Origin of the sequence: Variovorax saccharolyticus (genome assembly GCF_030316765.1) — a bacterium.
In the GTDB taxonomy this organism is placed as follows: domain Bacteria; phylum Pseudomonadota; class Gammaproteobacteria; order Burkholderiales; family Burkholderiaceae_C; genus Variovorax; species Variovorax saccharolyticus.
Genome location: NZ_JASZYT010000011.1, coordinates 61,783 through 79,210 on the forward strand (window position 1 = coordinate 61,783; position 17,428 = coordinate 79,210).

Genomic DNA, 17,428 nt, shown 5'->3' on the forward strand with positions numbered 1-17,428 from the left:
AACCTCCGCGCAGCAGCGCTTCGGTATTCGCCTTCGGAACGGCCGTGCGGCTCAACTCACAGCTCCTTCCGGATGTCGACCAGGCGCGTGAGGCCCCAGATGATCATCAGCACCACCGCCAGCAGGATCATCGCGTTGGCGGCTGCCAGCGGGAACTGCAGGTAGGAGGTCTGGACCTGGATGATCTTGCCCACCGAGGCGATCTGCTGGCCGCCCATGACGCCGATGGTCACGAAGTCGCCCATCACGATCGTGATGACGAAGATCGAGCCGATCAGGATGCCGGTGCGCGACAGCGGCACGATCACGTTCCACAGCGTCTGCCAGCCCGAGGCGCCGGAGTCGTTGGCGGCTTCGAGCAGCGAGCGGTCGATGCGCATCATCGAGTTGAAGATCGGCACGATCATGAACATCGTGTAGAGATGCACGAAGGCCAGCACCACCGAGAAGTCCGAGAACAGCAGCCACTCGACCGGCGAGTCCACCAGGCCCATGCCCATGAGCCCCTGGTTCACCAGCCCGTTGCGTCCCAGCAGCGGCACCCACGAGATCATGCGGATCACGTTGGAGGTCCAGAACGGCACGGTGCACAGCACGAAGAGCAGGGTCTGCATGCCCGGCGAGCGCACGTGGAAGGCCAGGAAGTAGGCCACCGAAAAGCCGATCAGGAGCGTGATGCCCCAGACCAGCAGGCAGAACTTGAGCGTGCTGAGGTAGGTCGACAAGGTGACGCAGAAGTCACCGTTGTCGGTGAGGCGCGAGCAGCCTTCGAAGATGCTCAGGTAGTTGCGCGGCGACAGCGCCGGGATCAGTTCGTACTCGTTGAAGTCCCACAGGCTGACCATCGCGATCAGCGCCAGCGGGATCAGGAAGAACAAGAGGAACACCAGCGCGAACGGCGCCGCCTGCCACCAGGCCTTGAGGGTCCGGGTGGGTGAAGAGGCAGTTGCCGTTGCGCGCGTGATGTCGGACATCACGCGGCTACGAATTCATTCCACTTGCGGACCATGTATTCGTTCTCGTCCATCACGGCGTTCCAGCAGGCGATGCCGCCCATGCGTTCCTCGTAGCTGCCGCCGTCGCGCAGCGCCCCGGCCTTGGCGATGACGTCGCCCTGCGGGCTCTTGATGTCCTGCGTGGCGGGCTTGCCTTCCATCCAGTAGGCCCACTCGTAGGCTTCCATCTTGGCCTTGGCGGTTTCCAGCACGGCGCTGTAGTAGCCCTGGCGGTTCAGGTAGGCACCGGCCCAGCCGTCGAGGAACCAGTTGATGAATTCGTAGGCGCCGTCGAGCTTCCTTCCCGACAGGGTGGCCGGCAGGCCGAAGCCCGAGGCCCAGGCGCGGTAGCCTTCCTTGAGCGGCTGGAAGGTGCAGGCGATGCCCTTGCTGCGCACCGCGGTCACGGCCGGCGACCACATCGACTGGATCACGACCTCGCCCGAGGACATCAGGTTGACCGACTCGTTGAAGTCCTTCCACAGGGCGCGGAACTGCCCCGCCTTCTTGGCCTCGATCAGGGTCTTGATCGTCAGGTCGATCTCGGCCTTGGTCATGTTGCCCTTGTCGGCGTACTTGTGGATGCCCTTGGCCTCGACCACCATCGCCGCGTCCATGATGCCGATCGACGGAATGTTGAGGATCGCGGCCTTGCCCTTGAACTCGGGGTTCAGCAGCTCGGCCCAGGAGCCGATCGGCCGCTTGATGAGGTCGGGCCGGATGCCCAGCGTGTCGGCGTTGTAGGTGGTCGGGATCAGCGACATGAACTGCGTCGGCGTCTTCGAGAACACCTTGCTCTTCTCGCCCTCGAGGAAGATCACCTTGATCGGCGCCGTGCCCTGGTTGCCGATCTTCTTGCCCGCGACTTCGCCCTTGGTGAAGACGCTGGTGATCTTGTCGGCGTTCTTCACGCGCTTGGTGTCGATGCCCTTGAGGTTGCCGGTGGGCACGATCTTCTTCAGCGAGAAGTACTCGGTGTCGATCAGGTCGAAGCTGTTCGGCGCGGTCACGGCGCGCTTGGTGACGTCGTCGGTGGTGACGGCCACGTACTGGATCTCGATGCCGGTGTCGGCCTTGAACTTCTCGGCGATCGCCTTGTCCTGGTTGACCGCGGTGCCGAGGTAGCGCAGCACGATCTTCTCCTGCGCGTGGATGGCCGGGAAGACGCCCGCCGCGAGGATGCCCGCCGTGCCATGCAGCAGGGTGCGGCGCTGCAGGCCGTTGGAAGGGGTTTCGATTTTTTTGGACATGGGAGGTCTCCTGGGAGGCGGTGGTGAAGAAGGGGAGGAGGAGGGGAACCGGCTGCGGGACAGGCGCTCGGGGCTCTTTCAGGCCGCCATCGCTGCCAAGGCCGCCAGCGGCGCATTGCGCGAGGGCGGGCCGCCGTTGCTGCGCCCCGCGGGTCGCGTGGCGCCCGGGCCCAGCGTCCGGGCGTCCGACTCGGCCCATGAGATGCGCACGCTCTCGCCGACGGCGTAGCTGCGGACCGCGAAGTCCTTCTCGGACAGCAGCACCGAGATGCCGCTGCGCTCGGGGCGCACGCCGGTCAGGCGCAGTCCGAGCAGCACGTAGGTGCCTTGGTATTCGACATCGGTGACATGGGCCGGGATGCCCGGCTCGCCGGCCGCGCCGGTGGCCGGCGAGATCCGCGTGTGGTCGTTGCGCACCGCGACCAGCCCGTCGTTCAGCGCGAAGACGTTGTGGCCGCCCATGAAGCGGGCCACGAACTCGCTGGCCGGGTGGTTGTAGACCTGGTGCGGCGAGCCGACCTGCTCGATCAGGCCGTTGTTCATCACCACCATGGTGTCGGCCAGCGCCATCGCTTCCTCCTGCGAGTGCGTGACATGGATGAAGGTCAGGCCGAGCTCCTTCTGCCAGCGCCGCAGCTCGGCGCGCATCTGGATGCGCAGGAAGGGGTCGAGCGCCGACAGCGGCTCGTCGAGCAGCAGCACGCGCGGCTCGGTGATCAGCGCGCGCGCCAGCGCCACCCGCTGCTGCTGGCCGCCCGACAGCTCGCCGGGCTTGCGTTCGGCCAGGTGGCCCATCGCCACCCGCTCGAGCAGGTTGCCGGCGCGCTTGTGCCGCTCGCTCTTCGAGATCCCCTTCATCTTGAGGCTGAAGGCGACGTTGTCGAGCGCCGACAGGTGCGGGAACAGGGCGAAGCTCTGGAACATCATCGCGGTGCCGCGGGCGGCTGCCGGCAGGTTCGTGATGTTGCGGTTGTCGAGCAGTATGTCGCCGCCGGAGGCCGATTCGTGGCCGGCGACCATGCGCAGCGTGGTGCTCTTGCCGCAGCCCGAGGGCCCGAGCAGGCAGCAGTAGCTGCCGCTGGCGATGCGCAGGTCGATCTGGTCGACGGCCGGGGGCGTGCCGGCGGCGTAGCGCTTGCTCAGCGCGACGATTTCAACGGCTGCGGGCGGGGGGGCGGTGACAGCATCCATTGGGGATGCCATCGCAAGACATGTGCCAGCGGCCGGGCCGGCGCGCGGCACCCGGGCGCGCCGCGATGGTGCGTACCTCTGCCTGCGTCAAGGTGGTGCGAAGTGCGCTGCCGCGACGTTGCGCAGCAGGGCGTCGCGCTGCGGCTTGCTGATGCCGCGCACGCCTTCGGCAACCCACTTGGCCCGCTCGAGGTTGATGTTTCCGTCCTGCTGCCACTTGCGCACCGCTGCCGCGGGGTTGTTCAGCATGGCGGCCAGCCAGACCGCCTGCGCCGGCTCCAGGTTGCGGGCGCCGCGCTTGAAATAGGTGCGTGCCGCCGCTTCGGCGCCACAAATCTGGGCGCCCCAGGGCGCGTTGTCCAGGTAGAGCTGCAGGATCCGCGCCTTGCCGAGCGTCTGCTCCATCTCGACCGCGTAGAGCAGTTCGCGCAGCTTGCGGTCGGCGCTCTGCTCGGCACCGGTGACCAACATCTTGGCGAGCTGCTGGCTCAGCGTGCTGCCGCCCCGCTCGGCCTTCGACGCCTTCTGGTTGATTTCGAGCGAAGCGCTCAGTTCGGCCATGTCGTAGCCCGGATGGCTGAAGAAGCGCTGGTCTTCGGCGGCGATCACGGCCCGCGCCAGCCAGCTCTCGCTGCCGAGGCGGCTCGGTGCGCCGCAGCTGGTGCGCGCGTTGGCGAGGGTCTCCGTGCCGAGCCCGTCGACCGTGAATTCGGCGATCCGCGGCTGCAGCGCAAAGGTGCCGGCGGGCAGTGCCACCTGGGCGTTCAGGGCCAGCGTGCCGCTGATGCGGGCGCGCTGCAGTTCCGCCAGCTCGGGCGCCAGCGCCCCGTACCAGCGGGCGATGGGCGTCTCGGGCACGTGGATGTCGATGTGCAGCGCCTGCTGCGACAGCCGGCCGGTCCAGCGGCCGCGCAGGATGCCGTCGTCGCTGCGGCCGGCCACCGGCATCGGCCGCGCCGGTGGCGAGGCTTCAAGGATGCCGCTCAGCACGCCGGCGTCGCGGCGCACCGTGGCGCGCAGGCTGTCGAGCCGGATCGGCGCCTTGCCGAGCGCCGGCACCGTCGCGCTGCAGGGCGCGCAGCGGATGTCGAGGGTCTCGGTGGCGGCATTCCAGCCGAACTGCACCGGACCGTGGGCCGTGTCCAGCGTGCGCCCCGCGAGCCAGGGAGCGAACCAGGAGGACGTCGCCAGCCGGATCGCGGTCGGCACGCCGACGTCGATCGCCACCGGCCCGGCCTGGATGCGGGCCGGCCATTCGTCGCGGCCGGGCGCCAGCGCCAGCTTCACGATCAAGTACACCGCGACCGCCGCAGTCAATACCAGCGCCAGGGTCGCGAAAAGCAGATAAACCAGTGCTTTCTTCAGCAAATCACTCTCACTTCATCGGTCTTGCCAGGGTCACGGCTTGCCAGGGCCCGTTCGAGCGGCCGCTGGCGGCCGCCCAGTACCAGGCTGAAGTGTCGGTGAAAGCGTCGCCCCGGGCGTCGACGATGCGCTCGCAGACCCGGATTTTTTGCATCGAGGCGCGCTCGGCGACGAAACAACGCCACAGTCGCTCGTGCAGATCGCGCTCCAGGCGCGCCTGGGCGATGCCGTAGCCCAGCGCGCGATAGCAGTCGGCGGCCGGATGCAGCATGCGCGTGGGCGCGTTCACCTGGCGCATCACCAGCACCTGCTCGCCGTCGGTCAGGCGGGCGATGGCGCCCGGGAAGCGCTCGGCGAAACGGCCTTCGACCTCGCTCATCGCCAGCGGCCTGAGCGGCGCGCCGTCCCACTCGCTGGGCCATTCGTGGGCGGCACTGGCAACAGTGGCCGGCGGCGGGGGATGCAGCGCAGCGCTGCCCGACCAGGCCAGGCACAGCAGCATGGCGAGCGCGAACAGCGCCTTGTGCAGCATGCGGTGCACGAAGCGGTTGGCGAAGCAGCGGTCAAGCAGCGCGATGGCCATGGCGCGATTCCTTGTTTGTCTGGTTCATGACGCACGCGATGCCGCCGCAGACGGCGGCGAGCAGCGCGAGGCCGAAGGCCTCGTGCAGCCAGGGCGCCGGCGCATGACCGGCGGCTTCGAGGGCCACCAGGATGCTGTTGCGAACGATATTGCCGATCAGCACCAGCACGCCGACCACCGGCAGCCGGGCGAGGAAGCTGCGGTCGTCGCGTCGGGCCCAGAGCGCGACCACGCAGGCCGTGAAGTAGCCCAGCCAGACCATCTGCACGCCCGAGCAGGGCGCATCGACGATCACCTGCCGGCCATCGATCCACAGGCTGCTGCCTTCGCGCGCAACCTCGAAGCCCGGGGCCAGCAGCCAGCGGCTGGCTTCGGCCGTGACCACGCGAAGCGGGTAGCCGGCATAGAACTGCAGCGAGGACAGCAGCGGCAGCGCCAGCACCGCGAGGCCGGCGACCGGCCAGGCGGCCACCTGGCGCGGCAGGAAGGCCAGCAGCGCGCAGGCCAGCGCCAGCATGGCCACCAGCGCCGCGGCCAGGGGCGGCAGCGCGGGCAGCGGGCCGACGCCGGTGCGGGCCAGCGTGGCCGCGAGGGTCGCCGCGGCGGCCAGCGCCAGCCAACCCAGGCGCGGTGCGGCGCGCAGTTCGCTGCGCAGCGAGATCACCAGCCAGGCCAGCGCGGCGAGCGCCAGCAGGCCGAGCGGATCGTCCGAGCGGTCGAGCATCCGCCGGGCCATCCAGAGCCAGGTCGGTGCCAGTGCGGCGGCCTGCAGCGCGAGCCAGGCCAGGGCCGGGGCGCGGTCGAGGCGGATGCCGGCCTCGAAGAGGCGGGGGTGGCGGGTGGCCAGGGAGTCGAGGGTCATGTTCATCGTCTCACGAGGTCAACCGGCGCTGGTCGTTGCGGCGCGCGCGGCGCCTGAGCATCGCCAGCATCGAGAGCAGCAGCGCGACGGCGCCCAGGGTCTCGGGCTCGGGCGTGCTCGGCACTTCGGCGCCGAGCGCGGTCTCGCCGACGCCCTGGGGCAGCGGCAGGGGCTGGTCGACGCCGGCGGCGTTCTGCGGCGCCGGGTTGCGCACCACGCGGTCGATGGCGATGAAGCTGGTGTATTGCGTGAGCAGGCTGTAGCGCAGGCCCAGCTCGGTGATGCGCTGGCGCTGGGCGTCGCCGCCGTCGAGCGCTTCCTGGTCGGACAGGCTGGCGATGCGGTGCCGGGCCCAGAGGCTGCGCAGCGCGGCCGCGTCCCGGCGCGCCTGCGGGTCGACCTTGAGTTCCTGCCGGTACGGGCCTTCGGCGCCGCGGCCTTCGATCACGAGGCGGCCCCGAGCTTCGCCACGCCACTTGCCGAACAGGATCACCGGCCGTTCGCCGAGCACGTCGGGCAGCACCGAGGGCTCGAGGTCGTAGACGTCGAGGCCGTCGAAGCGCGCCTTCACCTGGGTCAGCACGGGCGACTCGATCAGCCGCTTGAAACGCGCCGCCTGCTCGGGTGCCTGGATCGGATCGGTGATCACGAAGGGCTCGCCCATGCCGGCGCGGGCCAGGCCTTCGATCAGGTGCCGGTTGACCGAGGAGCCGATGCCGAAGGCGAACAGGTTGGCCTGGCCGAGGTTGCGGCGCACCAGTTCGAAGGCCTCGCGCTCGACCGTGACGTAGCCGTCGCTGACCACCACCAGCGTGCGCGAGACGCCTTCGGCCTTCGGCTCGGCATAGGCGCGCTTGAGGGCCGGGATCAGCTCGGTGCTGCCGCCGCCGCTGTAGTTCTGGATCGTCGCCAGCGCCTGTGCGATGTTTGCGCGCGTGGCCGGCACCGAGCGCGGCGACAGCATGCGGTTGCTGCCCGAGAACAGCAGCACGTTGAAGGTGTCGCTGGGCCGCAGGCCGCCGATCAGCCGCTCCAGCATGGCCTTCGCGGTGTCGAGCGGAAAGCCGTGCATCGAGCCCGAGATGTCGACCACGAAGATGTAGTCGCGCGAGGTGATGCTGTTGGCGGCCACCGACTTCGGCGGCTCGACCATCGCCAGGAAGAAGTTCTCGGCGCCATCGCCCTGGCCCTGGTAGAGCATCAGGCCGGACTGGATGCGCTCGCCCGCGAGCCGATAGTCGAGCACGAAGTCGCGGTTGTCGGCCGGCCCGGCATTGCGCGCCAGCGTGACGTCGGCATGGGCATCGCCGTCGCGCCGCGCGACCTCGATCGCATGGCTCTGCGAACGCACCTCCTGCAGCGGCATCGGCGCGTCGAGGGCGACCCTGAGCTTGAATGAAGTGCCTGGCGCCACCGCCGCCCGCAGCGTCGGCTGCGCCGCCCAGCGGGCCTGCGCGTTCTCCGACTGCGGGCTGTTGTAGCGCGGGCCGACCACCGTCGGATAGACGAACTGGTAGCTGCCGCCCTGCGGCACCAGCAGCTCGGTGTAGCGCAGCGCGACCCGGACCTCGTCGCCCGGCAGGATGTTGGCGACGTTCATCTGGAACACGTTGGGCAGGTGCTGCTCGAGCAGCGCGGCGGTCTTGCCCTCCTTCTTCGCGGCGTCGTAGTCGATGCGGGCCTGCGCCTTCTCGCGGATCTGCGCCGACACCAGGCGGTCGCCGATCCGCACGTCGAGGGCGCCGACCGCGGCGCGGGTCGAGCCCGGGAACACATAGCGCGCCTCGATCGCCCGCTGGCCCTCGTTGCGGTAGGTCTGCGTGACCGTGACGTCGGCGATCACGCCCGAGATCTTCACGTCGACCTCGGTGCCCTTGAGCGGCAGGCGGTCGAGCTCCGGGTCGTCGCTCTTGACGAAGAAATAGGGGCTCTCGGTCTTGGCGCGCGGTCCCGGCGCTTCCTGCGCATGCAGCGGGCGCAGGCTCAGCGCGAAAAAGCTCGCTGCTGCCAGCGCCACGGTGACCAGCCAGAGCCGGCGGCCGGGGCGACAGGGGGTGGCGGGAGTGTCCATGTGTTCTTCCTTCTCCTTCTTGTTGTGCGAACTTGCACGGAAGCCACTGTCGACAGCGTCCGAGAAGGGAGTTGGAAGGCTTTTTGAAGTCCGGCGCGGACCGCGCAGCCTTGTGTGAAGTCCGTGTGAAGTCCCGGCCAGCGGCACTTCACACGGTCATCGCCCGGATCGGGAACCATCGCTGCCTGTTCCTGCTCCCTCTGTGCCATGACCTCTCCCGCCGCAACCCCTTCCCGAGCACCTTCCTGGCGCCGCCCAGCCGCCTGGATCGCCGGCCTGTCGGCCGGCACCGTGGTGGTGCTGGCGATCGCCGGCGGCATCGCGGTGGCCACCATCGACCGGCGCCTGCCGGAGCTCTCCGCGCTGTCGGACTACCAGCCCAAGCAGCCGCTGCGGGTCTATTCGGCCGACGGCGCGCTGATCGGCGAATTCGGCGAGGAGCGGCGCAACCTGACGCCCTTCGCGCAGATTCCGCAGGTCATGAAGGACGCGGTGCTGGCGGTCGAGGACGCGCGCTTCTACGAGCACGGGGGTGTCGACTACAAGGGCTTCGCACGCGCCGCGCTGGCCAGCCTGCAGGGCGGCCGCAAGCAGGGCGCCTCCACCATCACGATGCAGGTGGCGCGCAACGTCTACCTGAGCTCCGAGCGCACCGTGCAGCGCAAGACCTGGGAGATCCTGCTGGCGCTGCGGATGGAGCGCCAGTTGAGCAAGGACCAGATCCTCGAGGTCTACCTGAACCAGATCTACCTGGGCAACCGCGCCTATGGCTTCGCTGCCGCGTCCGAGGCCTATTTCGGCAAGCCGCTGCAGCAGATCACGATCGCCGAGGCCGCCATGCTGGCCGGCCTGCCGAAGGCGCCGGGCACCAACAACCCGGTGGCGAACCCGCGCCGCGCCCGCGCGCGCCAGCTCTACGTGATCGACCGCATGCAGGAGACCGGCTTCATCAGCGCCGCGCAGGCCGAGGCGGCGCGCCGGGAGCCGCTGCAGCTGCGCGACGCCGCCGACCCCTCGCGCCTGCATGCCGAGTACGTGGCCGAGACCGTGCGGCAGATGATGCATGCGCAGTACGGCGACAGCATCTACACCAGCGGACTCAAGGTCACGACCTCGCTGATCGCCTCCGAGCAGCAGGCCGCCTACCGGTCGCTGCGCCGCGGCATCATGGACTACGAGCGGCGGCAGGCCTACCGCGGCCCCGAGGCCAGCGTCGAACTGCCCGAGGACCCGAAGGCGCTCGACGACGCGGTCGACGACGCTCTGGCCGAGCACCCGGACAACGGCGACCTGGTGGCCGCGGTGGTGCTGAAGGCCAGCGCGAAGGAAGTCGTTGCGGTGCGCGCCAATGGCGAGACGCTGCAGATCAGCGGCGAAGGCCTGAAGCCCGCCCAGTCGGGCCTGGCGGAGAAGGCGCCGCGCAACATCCGCATCCGTCCGGGCGCCGTCATTCGCGTCGCGCGCACGCCGAAGAACAACTGGGAGATCACGCAGCTGCCCGAGGTCGAGGGCGCGTTCGTGGCGCTCGATCCGCGCAGCGGCGCGATCCAGGCGCTGGTCGGCGGCTTCGACTTCGACAAGAACAAGTTCAACCATGTGACGCAGGCCTGGCGCCAGCCGGGCTCGAGCTTCAAGCCGTTCATCTATTCGGCCGCGCTCGAGAAGGGCTTCACGCCGGCCACCGTGGTCAACGATGCGCCGCTGAGCTTCGAGGCCGGCGCCGGCGGCACCGCCTGGGAGCCCAAGAACTACGACGGCGGCCACGATGGCCCGATCACGCTGCGCCGCGCGCTGCAGCAGTCGAAGAACCTGGTCACGCTGCGCGTGATGCAGTCGATCGGTGCCGACTACGCGCAGGACTGGGTCACGCGCTTCGGCTTCGAACGCGAGAAGCAGCCGGCCAACCTGCCGATGGCGCTGGGCGCCGGCTCGGTGACGCCGCTGCAGATGGCGGCCGGCTATGCGGTGTTCGCCAATGGCGGCTACCGCGTCAATCCCTACCTCGTGACCCGGGTCACTGACGCCCGCGGCAAGGTGCTGATGGAGACCGAGCCGCCGGTGCTCGACGAGGCCCGGCGCGCCATCCCCGAGCGCAATGCCTTCCTGATGGATTCGCTGCTGCAGAGCGTGGTGAAGGGCGGCACCGCGTCGCGCGCCTGGCAGGCGATCCGGCGCGACGACCTGTACGGCAAGACCGGCACCACCAACGATTCCTTCGACACCTGGTTCGCCGGCTTCCAGCCGACGCGCGTCGGCATCGCCTGGGTCGGCTACGACACGCCGCGCCAACTGGGCGTGCGCGGCGAGACCGGCGGCAGCCTGAGCCTGCCGATCTGGACCGGCTACATGCAGCCCACGCTCAAGGGCGTGCCGGTGGCGGCGCTGAAGGCGCCCGAAGGCGTGGTCCAGGTCGACGGCGAGTGGTACTTCGACGACTACGCGCCGGGCCGCGGCGTGGCCAGCCTGGGCCTGGACGCCAGTCTCGCGCCGCTGCCGGCCGAAGACCTGGCCGGCGTGCCGGTGAGCCCGCCGGTGGCGGCAGAGCAGCGCAACCGGATCCTCGATTTCTTCCGCTAGCGGCGCAGCGGCGCGAGCGCGGGGTCTCTACACTCGCTGCTGCTCAACGCTCTCGCGACCGCTTCATGGAAACCTTCACCCTGGTGACGCTGATCGTCATCGGCGCCTACTTCGTCAACGCCCAGCAGCAGCGCCGCCGCATCGCGCTGCTGGGCAGCCACCTCGGCCACTTCCAGATCGAGAAGCTCATGGAGAACCTCACCGAGGGCTACCTGCGCTGCCTCGGCGAGGATGATCCCGAGCGCCGCGAACAGATCTGGCGCCTGCTCGACACCACCGAAGAAAAACTGTCGGGCCAGTTCGACAGCTTCGCCGCCGAGTTCGCGCAGGTGGGCGAGCAGGAGGCAAGGGTCAGCAAGCTGCCGCTGGCGCTGCCGTTCGCGCAGCAATTGCTGCCGGGCGCGAGCTTCGACCTGCGCCAGGCCTTCGCGATCCATGCCCGCGGCATCGCCGGCGTGATGCGCAACGAACGGCAGCGGCCGCCGAAGGCCAAGGCCTTCATGATGTCGGCCGAGCTGTTCCTGATGCAGCACAGCTGCCACTGGTACTGCAAGTCGAAGACCGTGGCCTCGGCGCGGCTGCTGGCGCGCCACAAGACCTCGTACGAGCAGGTGCTCGACGCGGTGAGCCCCGAGACCCGCAAGGCCTACGGCGAGCTGACCGGTCAGTGATGTGACAGCAGCGGCAGCGTGAGCGTGGCCAGCGCGCCGCCGCGCGGCGCATTGGCGAGCTCGACCCGGCCGCGGTGCAGGGTCGCGATCTCCTTCACGAAGGCCAGGCCGAGGCCGGTGCTCTTCTTCTGGCTGTGCGGCCGCGCGAGCGAATAGAACTTCTCGAACACCTTGTCCTGCGCGTAGTCCGGGATGCCGGGGCCGCGGTCGCGCACGCTGACGACGGCTCGGCGCGAGCCGGCTTCCAGCGCCAGCAGCACCTCGGCGCCGGCGGGCGAAAAATCGATCGCGTTGTCCAGCAGGTTGCTGATCGCGCGGCGCAGCAGGAACGGATCGCCCTCGACGCGCGCCTCGGTGTGGATCGCCACCTGCACCCGCACATCGCGCCGCGCTGCCGCGGCCTGGGCGCTGGCGGCCACCTCGCGCAGCAGCGGGCCGAGCGCCACCGGTTCGCTGCGGTCCAGCGCGCGCCGGGTCTCGAGCGCGGTGAGCTCCATCATGCGGTCGACGATCTCCTGGATGCGCTGGGTCTCGTGCGCGATGTTGCCGAGGAAGCGCTCGCGCTCGGCCTGCGGCATGGAGGGCTCCTGGATCAGCTCGGCGGCGCCGCGGATCGCCGACAGCGGGCTCTTGATCTCGTGCGTGAAGGTCTGCACGTAGTCGGCGATGTAGTTGCGGCCGGTGAAGGCGTCGCGCATTTCCGCGACGCCGCGGCGCAGCGTGTCGGCCGCGCGGCGCAGCATGCGTCCGAGGCTCGGGCTGCGCTGCGTGCGCAGCCAGCCCAGGTAGTCCGAGATCAGGCCGAAGGGCCGCACCAGCCAGATCGAGACGATGATCGCGCCCACCAGCAAGGCCAGCGCCGAGAAGCCGCCGACCCACAGCGTGCGGGCGCGGGCGTCCTCGACGAACTGGCCGAAGCTCTGCACCGGCTTGCCCACGCTGACCACGCCGACGATCTCGTTGCCCCAGCGCACCGGCGCGCCCACGTACATCACGGAGCTCAGCGGATCACCGGCGATGTCGCGCGTGGTGCGCGCGCCGTAGGTGCCGGCCAGCGAGCGCCTGACGTCGCTCCATTGCGAGAAGTCGGCCCCCAGGTTGCGGCCCTGCGAATCGAAGATCACGCGCCCGCTGCGGTCGGTGACGTACATGCGCAGCTCGACATGGCGCTTGTGCAGGTTGTAGATCTGGGCCGAGAACTGGCGCGCGTAGACCGAGCGGAACAGCGGCTCGAGCCGCGCGGTGTTGATCGCGCCGGCGATCACGTCCTGCTCGACCAGGCTGGCCATCAGCTGCGAGGCCTCGACCAGCGACTCCTCGGCCGACTCGCGATAGCGCGGGTCGATGTCGATCACCACGCGGTAGAGCAGGAAGGCGATGCCGGCCGTGTAGATCAGCAGGATGCCGAGGAAGATGCGGGTTCGACTCGTCATGGCATGGCCCCCACGCTCCCCCACTGCGTGTGGGTCGCTGCCCCCCGAGGGGGCCGCAGGCCGCCTTGGGAGCGGCCCGGCGCCGGCCTGGTACTCATGGAGTGGAAGGCAGGTCTTCGTTCAGCGCGTAGCCGGTGCCGCGCAGCGTGCGGATCGGGTCGACCTCGGGCGCGATCGCCCTGAGCTTGGCGCGCAGCGTCTTGACGTGCGCATCCACCGTGCGGTCGAAGCTGTCGCTGGCTTCGTCCCAGACCAGCCGCAGCAGGTCGTCGCGCGTGTAGACGCGGCCGGGCCGCTGCACCAGCAGCCGCAGCAGGCCGTACTCGTAGCGCGAGAGTTCGAGCAGCCGGCCGTAGTAGCGGATCTGCATGCGCTCCGGGTCGAGCGCGAACGGGCCGGCCGGTGCCGCCGGAGCCGCCGGTGCTGGCGCCGGGGCAGGGGGCGCCGCCGGGGACGGTGGCGCGGCCTGGGCGCCGCGGCCGCTGCGGCGCAGGATGGTGCGCACGCGCGCCACCAGTTCGCGCGGCGAGAAGGGCTTCGCGATGTAGTCGTCGGCCCCGAGCTCGAGGCCGACCACGCGGTCGATCTCGTCGCTGCGCGCGGTCAGGAACAGCATCGGCACCTGCGCCCCCCCGGGCAGCGCCTGCAGGCGCTTGAAGAGCTCGAAGCCGTTCATGTCGGGCAGTCCGACATCGAGGATCGCGAGCGCCGGCGGTTCGGCCGAGAACTGGGCGATCGCCTGCTCGGCGGTGGCGCACCAGACCGGCACGAAGCCGTCGGTGCGCAGCACGTACTGCAGGGTGTCGGCGATGCCGGATTCGTCTTCGGCGATCAGGATCCGCGGGTTGAATGGCATGGCCGGATGGTAGCGGGCGCCGGCCCCGCCGCCCGGCGCCTACTTGGCCTGGTAGCCCGCGTTCTCGATCGCAACGATGATGTCCTGCCGCGGATGCTCGCTGACCACGTCGACGTGGCCGGTTTCGAGGTCCACCGTCACCTGCGCGCGGGGATCGATGGTCTGCACGGCGTTCTGCACCACGCCGGCGCAGTGGCCGCAACTCATGCCCGAGACCTGGAATTTCTGGCTCATCGTGCTTGCTCCTTCTGTTGGATGAGCACCGAGTTTGAACCTTGCCCCCATGTCAATGTCCAGCAAGGGGGCGCTTCGTGCGGTACAAACAGCGGGTTTTCTTTCTTCATCCCATCCCATGCGAATCCTTCTGGTCGAAGACGATGCGGTGCTGCGCGACGTGATGCTGCGCAGCCTGGGGGACGCGGGCCATCGCGTCGACGTGGCGGCCAATGTCGAGGACGCCGACCACCTGTGGCGGGTGCAGTCCTTCGACGCCGTGCTGCTCGACCTGAACCTGCCGGCCACCGCCAGCCCCACCAGCGGTCTTGCCAGCGGACTGATCGCGCTGCGCCATGCGCGCGCCCGCGGCGACCGCACGCCGGTGCTGGTACTGACCGCGCGCGACCGTACCGAGGAACGCATCGCCGGCCTCGACGCCGGCGCCGACGACTACCTCGGCAAGCCCTTCGACCTGGCCGAAGTCGAAGCCCGGCTGCGGGCGCTGGTGCGCCGGGCCCAGGGCACCGAGGACGTCGCCTTGCTCGGCCAGTTGCGGCTCGATCGGCGGGCCCGCCGCTTCGCCGTCGGCGGCGTGCCGATGGACCTGCCGGCGCGCGAGTTCGAGGTGCTCTGGGAGCTGATGAGTCCGCCCGGCCGAACGGTCAACAAGCGTGAGCTGTCCGACAAGCTGTCGACCTTCGACGAGTCCCTCGGCGACAACGCGCTCGAGGCCTTCATCTCGCGACTGCGCAAGAAGCTGGCCGGCAGCGGTGCCGCGATCCGGACGCTGCGCGGCATCGGCTACCTGATGGAAGCCGAGCCGTGAGTTCCGGCGCGGCGGCGGCGCCGTCGCTGACCGCGCGGGTCCTGCGACGGGTGCTGCTGCCGCTGGGCCTGACATGGCTGCTGGGGACCGCGGTGGCGGTGGTGGTGGCCAGCTACTTCACCGAGCAGGCCTTCGATCGCGCGATGATCGACGATGCCCATACGGTGTCGGCCAACGTGCGGGCCAGCGAGCGGGGCGTCGAGATCCTGCTGTCGCCGCGCGAGATCGAAGCCCTGCTGTACGACCCGGCCGAAACCGTCTTCTTCGCGGTGCGGCGGCCCGACGGCTCGCTGCTCGCCGGCGATCCCGGCCTCGAGGTGCCGATGCCCGAAGAGGGCGCGCACCACCGCTTCTCGCGCATCGAGCACCAGGGCCACACGCTGCGGGCGGTGGCGCTGAACCAGGGCACGCCGCTGGCCTATCGGGTGGTCGTTGCCCAGACCACGCGGGCGCGGGTGCTGCTGGTGGAGCAGCTGCTGGCGTACTCGCTGGCGCCGCAGCTGGTGCTGCTGGCCTTGCTGGCGGGCTGGCTCTGGCGTGGCATCCGCCGCGAGTTGCATCCGCTCGGAGAGCTGCGCCGGACACTGGAGACACGCGACGCCCAGGACCTCGCCCCGGTGCCGGTGGCACGCAGCTCGCGCGAGCTCGAGCAGCTCGGCGACACCCTCAATGCGCTGCTCCAGCGGCTGGCCCAGAGCGCCGCGGCGCAGCGCGAGTTCGCCGGCAACGTGGCGCACGAACTGCGCACGCCGCTGGCCGGCATCCGCGCGCTGGCCGACTACGGCTTGTCGCAGCAGGACCCGGCCGTCTGGCGCGAGCAGCTGCAGCAGATCGCCATGAGCCAGGCGCGCGCCAGCCGGCTGGTCGACCAGCTGCTGGGCCTGGCGCTGGCCGACGAGGCGCGCACCCGCCTGCAGCGAGAGCCCCTGCGCCTGGACCAGCTGGCGCAGCAGGCCGTGCTGCGGCACCTGGCACGCGCCGACCGGCAGGGCGTGGATCTCGGCGGCTCCGGGCTGGAGGATGAGATCCTGGTGCAGGGCAATGCGGCGCTGATCGAGGGCATTCTCGACAACCTGATCGACAACGCGCTGCGCTACGGCGGCCGCACCATCACCGTGGAACTTGCCGGCCTGACGCTGAGCGTGGTCGACGATGGCCCGGGCATCGCGCCCGACGCCCAGCCGGGCCTGCTGCAGCGCTGGGCGCAGGGGCCCGCAGGGCAGAAGCTCGGGCAGGGCGCTGGGCTGGGCCTGGCGATCGTGGCCCGCTACGCGACGCTGCTCGGTGCCGAGCTGCGTTTCGCGCCGGCCTCGGCGGCGGGCGGATTGCGCGTCAGCGTGACCTTCGCCCCCGACGCTCAGGCCAGCGCCGGATAGTCGATGTAGCCGGCCTCGCCGCCGCCGTAGAAGGTGTTCTTGTCCCACGGGTTCAGCGGCGCGCCTTCGCGCAGGCGGCGCACCAGGTCCGGGTTCGAGATGAAGGGCCGGCCGAAGGCGACCAGGTCGTCGCCTTCCTTCAGCGCCTCTTCGGCCAGCGGCTTGTCGTAGCCGTTGTTGACCATCCAGGCGCCCTTGCCGCCGGCCTGGCGGTAGGCGGCCTTGAGGGCTTCGTAGTCGAAGGGCCGGTCGTCCAGCTCGCGCGGTCCGCCGGTGGCGCCTTCGATCACGTGGATGTAGGCCAGGCCGAGCGGCGCCAGTTGCCGGATCACGTAGTCGAACAGCGGCTGCGGGTCGGCGTCGTGGGCGTCGTTGGCAGGCGTGACCGGCGACAGCCGGATGCCGGTGCGGCCGCCGCCGACGGCGTCGACCACTGCGCGGGTCGCCTCCAGCAGCAGGCGGGCACGGTTCGGGATGCTGCCGCCGTAGTCGTCCGTGCGCTTGTTGCTGCCGGTCTTCAGGAACTGGTCGAGCAGGTAGCCGTTGGCGCCATGGATCTCGACGCCGTCGAAGCCGGCCGTTTCGACCGCGTTGCGCGCCGCGACGGCGTAGGCGTGGACGATGCCGGGCAGTTCCGCGGCATCGAGCGCGCGGGGTTCGGAGGTCTCGACGAAAGTCGGCACGCCGTCCTTGATCAGCACGGTCTTGGTCTTGGCGGTGATCGCCGAGGGCGCCACCGGCTTGCCGTTGTCGGGCTGCAGTTCGGTGTGCGAGACGCGGCCGACGTGCCACAGCTGGACCACGATCTTGCCGCCTTCGGCGTGCACCGCGTCGGTCACGCGCTTCCAGGCGTCCAGTTGCTCGCTGCCGTAGAGGCCGGGCACGTCGGCGTAGCCCTGGCCCTGCTGGCTGATCGCCGTGGCCTCGGTGATCAGCAGGCCGGCGGAGGCGCGCTGCGCGTAGTAGGTGGCCGTGATGTCGCGCGGCACGGCGTTGGGCGCGCGGTTGCGCGTCAGCGGCGCCATCACGATGCGATTGGCGAGCGCCAGATCGCCGGCCTGGACGGGATCGAAGAGAGAGGACATGGAGAGAACGCCTGTTGTTGCTGAAAGAAGGAAGACGGCGCAAGGGTAAACCCCGGATCGCAACCCTGCTG

General features: G+C 70.0%; 15 protein-coding genes. 4 read left to right on the forward strand and 11 right to left on the reverse strand.

Features of this window, described 5'->3' with window-relative positions; genetic code table 11:
* Positions 1 to 56 precede the first annotated feature (56 nt).
* The 7 genes from QTI45_RS28480 to QTI45_RS28510 form a co-directional block, all read right to left on the reverse strand.
* Positions 57 to 974 (reverse strand): ABC transporter permease, encoded by a 918-nt coding sequence (locus tag QTI45_RS28480; protein WP_286372315.1) that lies wholly within the window; start codon positions 972 to 974, stop codon positions 57 to 59.
* A complete protein-coding gene (locus QTI45_RS28485) occupies positions 974 to 2,245 on the reverse strand; it encodes an ABC transporter substrate-binding protein (protein ID WP_286656739.1) in 1,272 nt (423 codons plus the stop codon). Before QTI45_RS28485 ends, QTI45_RS28480 begins: the two co-directional genes overlap by 1 nt.
* 78 nt (positions 2,246 to 2,323) lie before the next feature.
* Positions 2,324 to 3,436: an ABC transporter ATP-binding protein gene (locus tag QTI45_RS28490; protein WP_286656740.1), complete on the reverse strand. Its 1,113-nt coding sequence runs from the start codon at positions 3,434 to 3,436 to the stop codon at positions 2,324 to 2,326.
* Between the two features lie 87 nt (positions 3,437 to 3,523).
* Positions 3,524 to 4,804: a biosynthetic peptidoglycan transglycosylase gene (locus tag QTI45_RS28495; protein ID WP_286372312.1), complete on the reverse strand. Its 1,281-nt coding sequence runs from the start codon at positions 4,802 to 4,804 to the stop codon at positions 3,524 to 3,526.
* 7 nt (positions 4,805 to 4,811) lie between these two features.
* A complete protein-coding gene (xrtQb, locus tag QTI45_RS28500) occupies positions 4,812 to 5,384 on the reverse strand; it encodes an exosortase Q subunit 2 (protein ID WP_286656741.1) in 573 nt (190 codons plus the stop codon).
* The gene (gene xrtQa, locus QTI45_RS28505; RefSeq protein WP_286656742.1) at positions 5,365 to 6,246 is read right to left on the reverse strand and encodes an exosortase Q; all 882 of its coding nucleotides are present in this window, start codon (positions 6,244 to 6,246) and stop codon (positions 5,365 to 5,367) included. The genes xrtQb and xrtQa overlap by 20 nt, the downstream gene beginning before the upstream one ends.
* 10 nt (positions 6,247 to 6,256) lie before the next feature.
* Positions 6,257 to 8,317, reverse strand: a complete 2,061-nt coding sequence (locus QTI45_RS28510) for a VIT and vWA domain-containing protein (protein ID WP_286656743.1) — start codon at positions 8,315 to 8,317, stop codon at positions 6,257 to 6,259.
* Between the two features lie 207 nt (positions 8,318 to 8,524).
* Between QTI45_RS28510 and QTI45_RS28515 the strand changes: the two genes are divergently transcribed.
* Both QTI45_RS28515 and QTI45_RS28520 read left to right on the forward strand, forming a co-directional pair.
* Positions 8,525 to 10,894 (forward strand): penicillin-binding protein 1A, encoded by a 2,370-nt coding sequence (locus QTI45_RS28515; protein WP_286372308.1) that lies wholly within the window; start codon positions 8,525 to 8,527, stop codon positions 10,892 to 10,894.
* A 65-nt stretch (positions 10,895 to 10,959) separates the two neighbouring features.
* Positions 10,960 to 11,565, forward strand: a complete 606-nt coding sequence (locus tag QTI45_RS28520; RefSeq protein ID WP_286372307.1) for a hypothetical protein — start codon at positions 10,960 to 10,962, stop codon at positions 11,563 to 11,565.
* On the opposite strand, the gene creC is transcribed toward QTI45_RS28520, so the two are convergent.
* From creC to QTI45_RS28535, 3 genes are all read right to left on the reverse strand, one after another.
* A complete protein-coding gene (creC, locus tag QTI45_RS28525; RefSeq protein WP_286372306.1) occupies positions 11,559 to 12,998 on the reverse strand; it encodes a two-component system sensor histidine kinase CreC in 1,440 nt (479 codons plus the stop codon). The genes QTI45_RS28520 and creC overlap by 7 nt on opposite strands.
* Before the next feature lie 94 nt (positions 12,999 to 13,092).
* Entirely contained in the window at positions 13,093 to 13,854 is a 762-nt protein-coding gene (gene creB / locus QTI45_RS28530) for a two-component system response regulator CreB (protein WP_286656744.1), read from the reverse strand.
* Between the two features lie 39 nt (positions 13,855 to 13,893).
* A complete protein-coding gene (locus tag QTI45_RS28535; RefSeq protein ID WP_286372304.1) occupies positions 13,894 to 14,088 on the reverse strand; it encodes a heavy-metal-associated domain-containing protein in 195 nt (64 codons plus the stop codon).
* A 118-nt stretch (positions 14,089 to 14,206) separates the two neighbouring features.
* Here QTI45_RS28535 and QTI45_RS28540 point away from each other — a divergent pair, with 118 nt between their 5' ends.
* The gene (locus tag QTI45_RS28540; protein ID WP_286656745.1) at positions 14,207 to 14,896 is read left to right on the forward strand and encodes a response regulator transcription factor; all 690 of its coding nucleotides are present in this window, start codon (positions 14,207 to 14,209) and stop codon (positions 14,894 to 14,896) included.
* Entirely contained in the window at positions 14,893 to 16,272 is a 1,380-nt protein-coding gene (locus QTI45_RS28545; RefSeq protein ID WP_286656746.1) for a sensor histidine kinase, read from the forward strand. Before QTI45_RS28540 ends, QTI45_RS28545 begins: the two co-directional genes overlap by 4 nt.
* Here QTI45_RS28545 and QTI45_RS28550 read toward each other — a convergent pair.
* Positions 16,254 to 17,357, reverse strand: a complete 1,104-nt coding sequence (locus QTI45_RS28550; protein ID WP_286372301.1) for an alkene reductase — start codon at positions 17,355 to 17,357, stop codon at positions 16,254 to 16,256. The genes QTI45_RS28545 and QTI45_RS28550 overlap by 19 nt on opposite strands.
* Between the last annotated feature and the right edge of the window lie 71 nt (positions 17,358 to 17,428).